Raw genomic sequence first — 11,785 nt, forward strand, 5'->3', positions numbered from 1 at the left:
GTCAGCGACTCGCTTCTATCAGGGCTTCAGCTTCGGCCAAGCGTTCATGAGTACCGACATCCACCCAGTGACCTTTGAGGCGCTCGCCCGTCACTTCGCCCTGGACCATGGCCTTGCGCAGCAATGGTGCAAGTTTGAAGGCGCCATCGCTGCAACCGTCGAACAGCTGTGGATGAAGCACGGCGATACCGCTGTAGGTCAGGGTCGCTGCATCAGGCTCGCCGTCCTGCACTTTGCCGTCGATCAGAGTGAAATCACCTGTCGGGTGATGCGCCGGATTGTCCGCCAGCACGAGATGCGCCAGACCGTTGATCGGCTGGTGCAACACGCTGAAGTCGTAATCGGTCCAGATGTCACCGTTGACTACCAGAAACGCATCGTCACCGAGCATGGGCAGCGCTCGGAAAATCCCGCCACCGGTTTCCAGCGGCTCGCCTTCCGGCGAGTATTGAATACTCACACCGAAACGCGAACCGTCGCCCAGATAGTCCTCAATCTGCTGACCGAGCCAGGCGTGGTTGATGACGATGTCGTTGAACCCTGCGGCCGCGAGGGCGCGCAGGTGATATTCGATCAGCGGCACACCGCCGGCACGCACCAGCGGTTTGGGCGTGGTCAGGGTCAGCGGGCGCATGCGCTCGCCTTTGCCCGCGGCCAGAATCATTGCTTTCATGCCGTCGCTCCAGCACGCAAGCTGCTGAACAGCGCTTGCAGTTCCGCCAGTTCAGGGCGGCGGGCAATCACTGCTTCTATATAAGAGAAGAAGCGCGGCACGTCCGCCAGATAACGCGGCTTGCCGTCGCGATGGCAGATCCGCGCGAAGATGCCGATGACTTTCAGGTGACGTTGCACCCCCATCAGGTCGCTGGCGCGCAGGAAGTCTTCGAAATCCGCCTGCACCGGGATGTCCAGCGCCGAGGCCTGCTGCCAATAACTTTCCAGCCAGCCACGCACACGTTCTTCAGGCCAACTGAGGAAGGCGTCCTTGAACAGGCAAGTAACGTCGTAGGTCACCGGGCCGTATACCGCATCCTGAAAATCCAGCACGCCGGGGTTGGGTTCGCTGAGCATCAGGTTGCGTGGCATGTAGTCGCGGTGCACCAGCACTTTCGACTGGGCCAGCGCGCTATCGATCAAAAGCTCACTGATGTGCTGCCACTGTTGCTGCTGCGCCGCATCGAACTCGACGCCCAGCTCGCGCTTGACGTACCACTCGGGGAACAACTCCAGCTCACGACGCAACAAGGCGACGTCGTAACTGGGCAACGGCGCAACCATCGGCAGCTGCTGAAATGCCAACAGCGCTTGCAGGGCATCGTGGAATAACGCGTCGGCATTTTCGCCATCGATCACATCGAGATAGGTCTTGTTGCCCAGGTCATTGAGCAAAAGAAAACCGCGTTCGAGGTCTTCGGCGTAAATTTTCGGCACATTAATTCCGGATTTCGCCAGCAAAAAGGCGATATCCACGAACGGTTTGCAGTTTTCCTGCGGTGGCGGCGCGTCCATCACGACGAAGCTGCGACCGCCGCCTTCCCAGCGGAAGTAGCGGCGGAAACTCGCGTCGCTGCTGGCCGCGGTCAACGTGGCCGGGGGCACGGTGCCCCAGCCCTGCTCGGCAAACAACTTTGCCAACTGCTCATCGAGCCAAACTTTCAGGTGTTGCAAGCGTACATCTTGGTCAGGCATTGCAAGGGTCTCCGACGGCGCTAGCCGTCAAGCGGGTCATGCTTTATTATCCAGCATCTTTTTCAGACCATCGAGAGGCGTGCGGCCCACACCGCGGGCAGATGGCACGCAGGAAGCCCGGACTAATAAGATGGCATTGAAATCCCCCGCGTTTCGTAAAAAATTTCCGTTGTTGGTAACCGGCAGTCTGCTGGCTATGCAACCTCTGGCCAGTCAATTCGTTGTTGCCGCCGAGCAGTATGACTGCTCCGTCTCGGCTACGGGTGGCTGGGACTGTGCGCCCAAGTCGCCCGCCGCGGCATTGCCGCCGCGCCCGGTGCACGACGGCAGTGCCGTCAGCGCCGCCGGCGAGCCTGTGGCCGACAAGGGTTCCGACGCCGACACTGGCGCGAAAACCGCACTGGTCACCGAAGCCAAGGGCCGCGGCCTGAAATCCCGTAGCGAAGACTACAGTCACCTCGACTGGGTTCCGCGCGAGAAGCTCACCGCCGCCCAATTGGCCGAGACCGGTCCTTACTGCTCTGGTTCCTATATCGAACCGATTCGTCCTGGCATGAATGACAAGACGAATAAAAGTGACGCGCCGACCTTCATCGGTGCCAAAGCGTCGCGTTATGAGCAGGACACCCAGGTCGCCAGCCTTGCCGGTGACGTGATCATGCGTCAGGGCAGCATGCAGGTCGAAGCCGACGAGGCCAATCTGTATCAGGCCGAGAGCCGTGGTGAACTGGCTGGTAACGTGCGTATCCGCGATAACGGTGCGCTGATCGTCGGCGACCACGCCGATGTGCAGCTCGACACTGGTGAAGCCAAGGTCGACAACGCCGAATACGTGATGCACAAATCGCGAATCCGCGGTAACGCGCTGTACGCCAAGCGTGCCGAAAACGCGATCATCCGCTTGAAGGACGGCACGTACACCACGTGCGAACCGAACAGCAACGCGTGGCAGCTCAAGGGCAACAACATCACCTTGAATCCGGCGACCGGTTTCGGTACCGCGACCAACGTGACCTTGCGCGTCAAAGACATTCCGATCCTGTACACGCCGTACATCTACTTCCCGATCGACGACCGTCGCCAGTCAGGCTTCCTGCCGCCGACCATCGGTTCGGGCAGCGATACCGGCTTCATGCTGGTCACCCCTTACTACTTCAACCTGGCGCCGAACTATGACGCCACGTTGTACCCGCGCTACATGAGCAAGCGCGGCATGTTGGTGGAGGGTGAGTTCCGTTACCTGACCAAGTCGAGTGAAGGTCAGTTTGGTGCCTCGTACCTCAACGACGAGAACGATGATCGCAAGCGTCAGTCCGACTACAACGAGACTCGCTACATGTACAACTGGCAGCACAAGGGCGGTCTCGACTCCCGCGTGCTGACCCAGGTTGACTACACCAAGATCAGCGACCCTTATTACTTCCAGGACCTGCAAACCGACCAGATCGGCGTCAAGAGCGACGATTTCGTCAATCAGCAGGGCTCGGTCACGTATCGTGGCGACAGCTACACCGCGCGCCTGAACGCGCAGCAATACCAACTGGCTACCGTCTCGAACATCACGCCGTATGGTCGTTTGCCGCAGATCACCTTCAATGGTCAGCTGCCGTACCACCCTGAGGGTCTGAATTTCGATTACGAGACCGAGCTGGTGCGTTTCGACCGTGATCTGCGCAGCGGCACGTTTGTACAGGAAGACGGCTTCACTACCGAGTCGCGCCTGGATAACAACATTCAGGGCCTGGCTCGCGCCAACGGCGACCGTTTGAATCTGAAGCCTGGCGTCAGCCTGCCGATGAACTGGACGTATGGCTTCCTCAAGCCGTCGCTGAAGTACCAGTACACGCAGTATCAGCTTGATCTGGACAACACCGGCAAATCGCAGATCGATGCGATGACCGCAGAACAGAGAAAGCTCAACGGCGAGTTCGACAGCAACCAGAACCGTGGCGTACCGATCGCCAGCATCGATGGTGGCCTGTACTTCGACCGCAACACCTCGTATTTCGGCAAGAACTATCGTCAGACCCTGGAACCACGCCTCTTCTACCTCTACGTGCCGGAGAAGGATCAGGAAGACATTCCAGTCTTCGACACCAGTGAATACACCTTCAACTACGCCTCGCTGTTCCGCGACAACCGCTTCTCCGGCTCCGACCGTGTCGGTGACGAGAACAAACTGTCGCTGGGCGTAACGAGTCGCTGGATTGAAGACAACGGTTTCGAGCGTCAGCGCATCAGCGTCGGCCAGGCTCTGTACTTCAAGGATCGCAAGGTTCAATTGCCAGGTATCGCTTTCAACGATCGTGACGACGCGAAATCCAACGTCTCGCCTTACGCGCTGGAATACGAATACCGCTGGAACCGCGATTGGCGCACCACCGCCGATTACAACTGGGACCCTGACAGCCGCAGCCCACGCTCCGGCAGTGCGATGTTCCACTATCAGCCTGAAGACAACCCGAACAAGGTGGTCAACGTCGGTTATCGCTATCGTAACGACCAGGTTCGTTATGACCAGAACACCGGTAAATGGCAGGTGGGCGGCGGCGACTACGGCACCCCGGGTCAGCCTGGCTACGTGAAGGACTACTACAAGATCCAGCAGCATGACTTCTCGGTCATCTGGCCGATCGTTCCGCAGTGGAATGCCATCAGCCGCTGGCAGTACGACTACAACCGCAATCGCACGCTGGAAGCTTTCGGTGGTTTCGAATACGACAACTGCTGCTGGAAACTGCGCCTGATCAACCGTTACTGGGTTTCCTATGACGAGTTCAGCCAGGAAGCTCCGCAAAACGAAAAAGGCGACCATGGCGTCTTCCTCCAAATTGTTCTGAAGGGACTCGGCGGCCTGACTGGCGCCAAAGTAGAGAGCTTCCTCGACAAAGGCATTCAAGGTTATCGTGAACGTGAAGACCAAGCTTTCTGATTGTCTGCGCCCGGTGCTGCTGGGCGCGTTGTTCCTGGGTACGGCGGCTAACGCCGCCGTACAGTCCATCGATAAAGTCGTGGCGATCGTCGACAACGACGTGGTCATGCAGAGCCAACTGGACCAGCGCGTTCATGAAGTTCAGCAGACCATCGCCAAGCGTGGCGGCGGCTTGCCGCCTCCGGGCGTGCTGGATCAACAGGTGCTTGAGCGCCTGATCGTTGAAAACCTGCAATTGCAGATCGGCGAACGTTCCGGCATCCGCATCACTGACGAAGAACTCAACCAGGCTGTCGGCACCATTGCCCAGCGCAACAACATGACGGTTGACCAGTTCCGTGCTGCGCTGGCTCGTGATGGCCTGAACTATGACGACGCTCGTGATCAGATCAAGCGCGAAATGATCATCAGCCGTGTGCGTCAGCGCCGGGTGGCAGAGCGTATCCAGGTGTCCGAGCAGGAAGTGAAAAACTTTCTCGCTTCCGACCTCGGCAAGATGCAGCTGTCCGAAGAACTGCACCTGGCCAACATCCTGATTCCGACCCCGGAAAGCGCCAACTCTGACGCCATTCAGAGCGCCGCGCGCCAGGCGATGGAGGTTTACCAGCAGCTCAAGCAAGGCGCCGACTTCGGCCAGATGGCTGTTGCCAGGTCCGGCAGCGATAACGCGCTGGAAGGCGGCGACATGGGCTGGCGTAAAGCCGCGCAACTGCCACCGCCGTTCGATCGTGAACTGAGCAGCATGGCCGTCGGCGACATCACCCAACCTGCACGCACCCCGGGCGGCTTCATCATTCTGAAGCTGCTGGGCAAACGTGGCGGCGAAGCGCAGATGCGCGACGAAGTGCATGTGCGTCACATCCTGGTCAAGCCAAGCCCGATCCGCGACGAGGCCAAGACCAAGGCGCTGGTGCAATCGTTGTATGACCGCATCACCGCCGGCGAAGACTTTGCCGAGCTGGCAAAAAACTACTCGGAAGATCCTGGTTCCGCTCTCAATGGCGGCGACCTGAACTGGATCGACCCGAACGTACTCGTGCCGGAATTCCGCGAAGTGATGGCTTCGACTCCACAAGGTCAGCTGTCCAAACCGTTCCAGACCCAATACGGCTGGCACGTGCTGGAAGTTCTTGGCCGCCGCGCCACTGACAGCACCGAACAGGCCCGTGAGCAGCAAGCCATGACCGTACTGCGTAACCGCAAATACGACGAAGAGCTGCAAACCTGGCTGCGTCAGATCCGTGACGAAGCCTACGTAGAGATCAAACTCCCTGGTGCAGACCAGGCAGCGCAGTGAAACCCAAGCGTTTCGCGCTGACACCCGGCGAACCGGCCGGCATCGGTCCCGACCTGTGCCTGCTGCTCGCCTCGCAAGCCCAGCCACACCCCCTGATTGCCATCACCAGCCGCGACCTGCTCCTTGAGCGGGCCGTGCAGCTGGGGCTGGCCGTCAACTTGCTGGATGTCGCGCCGGGGCAGTGGCCTGATTTTCCGGCGCCGACCGGCAGTCTGTATGTCTGGGACACACCACTCAGCGCACCGGTAGTTGCAGGGCAACTGGACAAGGCCAACGCGGCGTTTGTCCTCGAAACTTTGACCCGTGCCGGCCGTGGCTGCCTGAACGGCGACTTCGCCGGGATGATCACTGCGCCGGTGCATAAAGGCGTGATCAACGAATCAGGTATCGCCTTCTCCGGACACACCGAATTCCTCGCCGACCTGACGCACACCGCGCAAGTGGTGATGATGCTTGCGACTCGCGGTTTGCGCGTGGCGCTGGTCACCACTCACCTGCCACTGCGCGAGATCGCCGACGCGATCACACCAGAGCGGCTGGAGCGCGTCACGCGAATCCTGCACGCCGATCTGCAAGAAAAATTCGGCATCGCCCGGCCACGCATTCTGGTTTGCGGCCTCAACCCGCACGCCGGTGAAGGCGGCCACCTGGGCCATGAAGAAATCGACATCATCGAACCGACATTAGAGCGCCTGCGCAGTGAGGGCATGGACCTTCGTGGCCCGCTGCCTGCCGACACTCTGTTTACCCCCAAATATCTGGAGCACTGCGATGCAGTGCTGGCGATGTACCACGACCAGGGCTTGCCCGTGCTCAAGTACAAAGGCTTCGGCGCGGCCGTCAACGTGACACTGGGCCTGCCGATCATTCGCACGTCGGTCGACCATGGCACCGCCCTGGATCTGGCCGGCAGCGGCAGGATCGACACCGGTAGCCTGCAAGTCGCGCTGGAAACCGCCTACCAGATGGCCGAGACCCGTTTATGAACGAGCAATACCAACACAAGGCGCGCAAGCGCTTTGGCCAGAACTTCCTGCACGATGCCGGCGTTATCGACCGCATCCTGCGCTCCATCCACGCCAAGCCTGATGATCGCCTGCTGGAAATCGGCCCCGGCCAGGGCGCCCTGACCCAGGGTTTGCTTGGCTCGGGCGCGCAACTCGACGTGGTGGAACTGGACAAGGATCTGATCCCGATCCTCAACCAGAAATTCGCCGGCATGAGCAATTTCAACCTGCATCAGGGCGATGCGCTGAAATTTGACTTCAACACGCTGAACGCCGCACCGAACAGCCTGCGGGTGGTCGGCAATCTGCCGTACAACATCTCCACGCCGCTGATTTTTCACCTGCTGAACAACGCCGGCATCATCCGCGACATGCACTTCATGCTGCAGAAAGAAGTGGTCGAGCGTCTGGCCGCAGGCCCGGGTGGCGGTGACTGGGGTCGTCTGTCGATCATGGTTCAGTACCATTGCCGCGTGGAACATCTGTTCAACGTCGGCCCGGGCGCGTTCAATCCGCCGCCGAAAGTCGACTCGGCGATCGTTCGTCTGGTGCCCCACGCGGTACTGCCGCACCCGGCCAAGGACCATCGCCTGCTTGAGCGGGTTGTTCGCGAAGCCTTCAATCAGCGCCGCAAAACCCTGCGCAATACCCTCAAGCAATTGCTCAGCAACGCTGAAATCGAAGCCGCTGGCGTCGATGGCAGCCTGCGTCCGGAGCAACTGGATCTGGCCGCATTCGTGCGCCTGGCCGACCAGCTCGCCATCCAGGTCCCGGCCGCCCCTGCAGCCGACTGACCGGCGATGAACGCTATCGGGCAGCACACCACTCTGGTTTACTGCCCGATACTTGCCTAGACTGATTCCCCATCAGCTACGCCCCGCGTTTCGCTTCATAAGGCCTTCTTGCATGTCCGATTCCCGTTATCAGGTCGATGTCAGCGTCGTCACCCACTATCTGGCAGACCAATCGCAACCCGAACACGACCGTTTCGCCTTCGCCTACACCATCACCGTACAGAACAACGGTGAGATTGCGGCCAAGCTTCTCTCTCGGCATTGGGTGATTACCGATGGCAATGGCCATGTCGAAGAAGTGCGCGGTGAAGGGGTCGTCGGGCAGAAGCCGTTGATCGCCCCTGGTGATAGCCACACATACACCAGCGGCACCGTGATGACGACCAAGGTCGGCACCATGCAGGGCACTTATCAAATGCTCGCCGACGACGGCGAACGTTTCGATGCGATCATCAAACCGTTTCGCCTCGCCGTGCCCGGGGCCCTGCACTGATGACGACGTACGCCGTCGGTGACCTGCAGGGCTGCCTCGAACCGCTCAAGTGCCTGCTCAAGCAAGTCGCGTTCGATCCAGCGCTCGATCGGCTGTGGCTGGTCGGCGACCTGGTCAATCGTGGTCCGCAGTCGCTGGAAACCCTGCGCTTTCTCTACGAAATGCGTGAGTCGCTGGTCTGTGTGCTCGGCAATCACGATCTGCATCTGCTGGCCGCCGCGAAGAAGATCGAGCGCTTGAAGAAAAGCGACACACTGCGCGAAATCATCGAGGCACCGGATGGCCCGCAGCTGATGGAGTGGCTGCGCCAGCAGAAGCTGATGCATTACGACGAAATGCGCGATGTCGCCATGGTCCACGCAGGCATCCCGCCGCAATGGTCGCTGCGCCGTGCCCTGAAGTGCGCCGCCGAAGTCGAGACCGCACTGCGCGACGACAATGTGTTCCCCGCCTACCTCGACGGCATGTACGGGAACGAGCCGGCGAAATGGGACAGCGACCTCAAAGGCATCGATCGCCTGCGGGTGATCACCAATTACTTCACGCGCATGCGCTTCTGCACCGCCGAAGGCAAGCTTGACCTCAAGAGCAAGGAAGGCCTCGACAGCGCCCCGCCCGGCTACAAGCCGTGGTTTCAGCACAAGGAGCGTAAAACCAAAGGCCTGCGCATCATTTTTGGCCACTGGGCAGCGCTTGAGGGCAATATTCACGAGCCGGGCATTTCCGCGCTGGACACCGGATGCGTATGGGGCGGCAGCCTGACACTGATGAACGTCGACAGCGGCGAACGCCTGGCATGCAAATGCGATGAACACGGCGGGCTTGCGTCCTCGGTCGCGCCACTTATCTCCGAATCTTCGCCAGTCGGCGCACCGCGTTAGACTGCACTTTCAGTTGAGCTACAGGAACCCGCCATGAGCGAATTCAAACGAATCCCCCCGGAACAGGCCCAGGCCCTGCGTGAACAAGGCGCCGTTGTGGTCGACGTGCGCGATCCGGCGACCTTCGCCGCGCTGCATATCAGCGGTTCGAAGCATCTCGATAACCATTCGCTGCACGCTTTCATCCAAGGCGCCGACCTCGATGCACCGACCGTCGTGGTCTGCTACCACGGCAATTCCAGCCAGGGCGCAGCCGCCTATCTGGTCAGTCAGGGCTTCTCTGACGTTTACAGCATGGACGGCGGCTTCGAGTTGTGGCGTACGACTTATCCGTCGGAAACCGCGCAAGGCACCGCCGAATAATTTTTTTACGCGGCGCAGGCCCCGGCTTCCGTGGGCCTGCGCGCGGCAGACGAACGGTCTGCCACAACTAATTACGTATCTCGCCTTTACCTCTCGAATTCCCAACTATCCTTAAGCGCAGGCCATCCAAATCAGGGGAGAGCCGGTACACCGGCGCGCGGGTCATCGGGAGTAGCTTTCGCGGTTTGTCGACCGTGGAAGAATTCTGGGGGGTAAACAGCAGCTGCCACAGCGACTGCTGCCAGCATCGACTGAGTGATCCGGCGTCGGCTCCACGTATCGAGCGAGGTGACGTCATGAGTATCTTTAGCCACTTCCAACAACGCTTCGAGTCCACACGCCAGGAAGAACTCTCGCTGCAAGAGTACCTGGAGCTGTGCAAGAAAGACCGTAGCGCCTACGTTTCCGCCGCCGAGCGTCTATTGATGGCCATCGGCGAACCGGAACTGCTCGACACTTCGACCAATTCGAGGCTGTCGCGCATCTTCTCCAACAAGGTGATCCGCCGCTATCCGGCCTTTGAAGACTTCCATGGGATGGAAGAATGCATCGACCAGATCGTCTCGTATTTCCGCCACGCCGCCCAAGGCCTGGAAGAGAAGAAACAGATCCTCTATCTGCTCGGTCCTGTCGGTGGCGGTAAATCGTCCCTGGCCGAGAAGCTGAAACAACTGATGGAAAAAGTGCCCTTTTACGCCATCAAGGGTTCGCCGGTCTTCGAATCACCTCTGGGTCTGTTCAACGCCACTGAAGATGGCGCGATCCTCGAGGAGGATTTCGGCATTCCACGGCGCTATCTGAACACCATCATGTCGCCTTGGGCGACCAAGCGCCTGGCCGAATTCGGCGGCGATATCAGTCAGTTCCGCGTGGTCAAGCTCTATCCGTCGATCCTCAATCAGATCGCTGTGGCCAAGACCGAACCCGGTGACGAGAACAACCAGGACATTTCGGCGCTGGTCGGCAAGGTCGATATCCGCAAACTTGAAGAATTCCCGCAGAACGACGCCGACGCCTATAGTTACTCCGGTGCGCTGTGCCGGGCCAACCAGGGCCTGATGGAATTCGTCGAAATGTTCAAGGCACCGATCAAGGTGCTGCACCCATTGCTGACGGCTACTCAGGAAGGCAACTACAACAGTACCGAAGGCCTCGGCGCGATTCCGTTCACCGGCATCCTGCTGGCTCACTCCAACGAATCGGAGTGGCATACCTTCCGTAACAACAAGAACAACGAGGCGTTCATCGACCGTATCTACATCGTCAAGGTGCCGTACTGCCTGCGCGTCAGCGATGAAGTGAAGATCTACGACAAACTGCTCTTCAACAGCTCCCTGTCCAAGGCGCACTGCGCACCGGACACCTTGAAGATGCTCGCGCAGTTCACCGTGCTGTCGCGACTCAAGGAGCCGGAGAACTCCAACATCTATTCGAAAATGCGCGTCTACGATGGCGAAAACCTCAAGGACACCGATCCGAAGGCCAAGTCGATTCAGGAGTACCGCGATTCGGCCGGCGTCGACGAAGGCATGAATGGCCTGTCGACCCGCTTCGCCTTCAAGATCCTGTCCAAGGTGTTCAACTTCGATCCACACGAAATTGCTGCCAACCCGGTGCACCTGCTCTACGTGCTGGAACAGCAGATCGAACAGGAACAGTTCCAGGCCGAGACCCGCGAACGTTATCTGCGGTACCTGAAGGAATACCTGGCGCCGCGCTACATCGAGTTCATTGGCAAGGAAATCCAGACCGCATACCTGGAGTCCTACAGCGAGTACGGCCAGAACATCTTCGATCGCTACGTGCTGTACGCGGACTTCTGGATTCAGGATCAGGAGTATCGCGACCCCGAAACCGGCGAGATCCTCAATCGCGTGGCGCTGAACGAAGAACTGGAAAAAATCGAAAAACCTGCCGGCATCAGCAATCCGAAGGATTTCCGCAACGAGATCGTCAACTTCGTCCTGCGCGCCCGGGCCAACAACAACGGCAAGAACCCGACCTGGCTCAGCTACGAAAAACTGCGGGTGGTCATCGAGAAGAAAATGTTCTCCAACACCGAAGACCTGCTGCCCGTCATCAGCTTCAACGCCAAGGCCAGCAAGGAGGATCAGCAGAAACACAACGACTTCGTTACGCGAATGGTTGAACGTGGCTACACCGATAAACAGGTACGGCTTCTGTCCGAATGGTACCTGCGGGTCCGCAAGTCGCAGTGAGGCAGCTGCAAGCTATAAGCCACAAGCTGCAAGTACAAAGTGCGTGAACCCGCAAACACGGGCATTCGCTTCTACTTGCAGCTTGCAGCTCGAAACTTGAAGCTCCCCGG

At 59.4% G+C, this 11,785-nt stretch carries 10 protein-coding genes; 8 read left to right on the forward strand and 2 right to left on the reverse strand.

The genetic code is table 11. The features are described 5' to 3' along the window. Position 1: 1 nt before the first annotated feature. Positions 2-673 carry an N-acetylmuramate alpha-1-phosphate uridylyltransferase MurU gene (gene murU / locus J2Y90_RS03165; RefSeq protein ID WP_253496376.1) on the reverse strand — a complete coding sequence of 224 codons (672 nt, stop codon included), beginning with the start codon at positions 671-673 and terminating at the stop codon, positions 2-4. After that, positions 670-1,689, reverse strand: a complete 1,020-nt coding sequence (locus J2Y90_RS03170; protein WP_253496379.1) for an aminoglycoside phosphotransferase family protein — start codon at positions 1,687-1,689, stop codon at positions 670-672. Before J2Y90_RS03170 ends, murU begins: the two co-directional genes overlap by 4 nt. A 130-nt stretch (positions 1,690-1,819) precedes the next feature. On the opposite strand from J2Y90_RS03170, the gene J2Y90_RS03175 reads away from it, so the two are divergent. The 8 genes from J2Y90_RS03175 to J2Y90_RS03210 all read left to right on the forward strand — a co-directional run bounded on the left by J2Y90_RS03175 (position 1,820) and on the right by J2Y90_RS03210 (position 11,675). Then, positions 1,820-4,621, forward strand: coding sequence for an LPS-assembly protein LptD (locus J2Y90_RS03175; protein ID WP_253496382.1), 2,802 nt, complete (start codon positions 1,820-1,822; stop codon positions 4,619-4,621). Further along, positions 4,596-5,918: a peptidylprolyl isomerase SurA gene (gene surA, locus J2Y90_RS03180; RefSeq protein WP_253496385.1), complete on the forward strand. Its 1,323-nt coding sequence runs from the start codon at positions 4,596-4,598 to the stop codon at positions 5,916-5,918. Before J2Y90_RS03175 ends, surA begins: the two co-directional genes overlap by 26 nt. Then, complete coding sequence (gene pdxA, locus J2Y90_RS03185; protein ID WP_253496388.1) at positions 5,915-6,904, forward strand: 4-hydroxythreonine-4-phosphate dehydrogenase PdxA; 990 nt, start codon at positions 5,915-5,917, stop codon at positions 6,902-6,904. Before surA ends, pdxA begins: the two co-directional genes overlap by 4 nt. Next, positions 6,901-7,719, forward strand: a complete 819-nt coding sequence (gene rsmA / locus J2Y90_RS03190) for a 16S rRNA (adenine(1518)-N(6)/adenine(1519)-N(6))-dimethyltransferase RsmA (RefSeq protein WP_253496391.1) — start codon at positions 6,901-6,903, stop codon at positions 7,717-7,719. Before pdxA ends, rsmA begins: the two co-directional genes overlap by 4 nt. Before the next feature lie 112 nt (positions 7,720-7,831). After that, positions 7,832-8,212, forward strand: a complete 381-nt coding sequence (apaG, locus tag J2Y90_RS03195) for a Co2+/Mg2+ efflux protein ApaG (protein WP_253496394.1) — start codon at positions 7,832-7,834, stop codon at positions 8,210-8,212. Beyond that, the gene (locus tag J2Y90_RS03200; RefSeq protein ID WP_253496397.1) at positions 8,212-9,093 is read left to right on the forward strand and encodes a symmetrical bis(5'-nucleosyl)-tetraphosphatase; all 882 of its coding nucleotides are present in this window, start codon (positions 8,212-8,214) and stop codon (positions 9,091-9,093) included. Before apaG ends, J2Y90_RS03200 begins: the two co-directional genes overlap by 1 nt. Positions 9,094-9,126: 33 nt before the next feature. Continuing rightward, on the forward strand, positions 9,127-9,456 hold the full coding sequence (gene glpE / locus J2Y90_RS03205; protein ID WP_016772893.1) for a thiosulfate sulfurtransferase GlpE: 330 nt from the start codon (positions 9,127-9,129) through the stop codon (positions 9,454-9,456). Positions 9,457-9,752: 296 nt separating this feature from the next. Next, on the forward strand, positions 9,753-11,675 hold the full coding sequence (locus J2Y90_RS03210; protein ID WP_039757710.1) for a PrkA family serine protein kinase: 1,923 nt from the start codon (positions 9,753-9,755) through the stop codon (positions 11,673-11,675). Positions 11,676-11,785 lie beyond the last annotated feature (110 nt).

It is taken from the genome of Pseudomonas koreensis, from assembly GCF_024169245.1.
Taxonomy (GTDB): Bacteria; Pseudomonadota; Gammaproteobacteria; order Pseudomonadales; family Pseudomonadaceae; genus Aquipseudomonas; species Aquipseudomonas koreensis_F.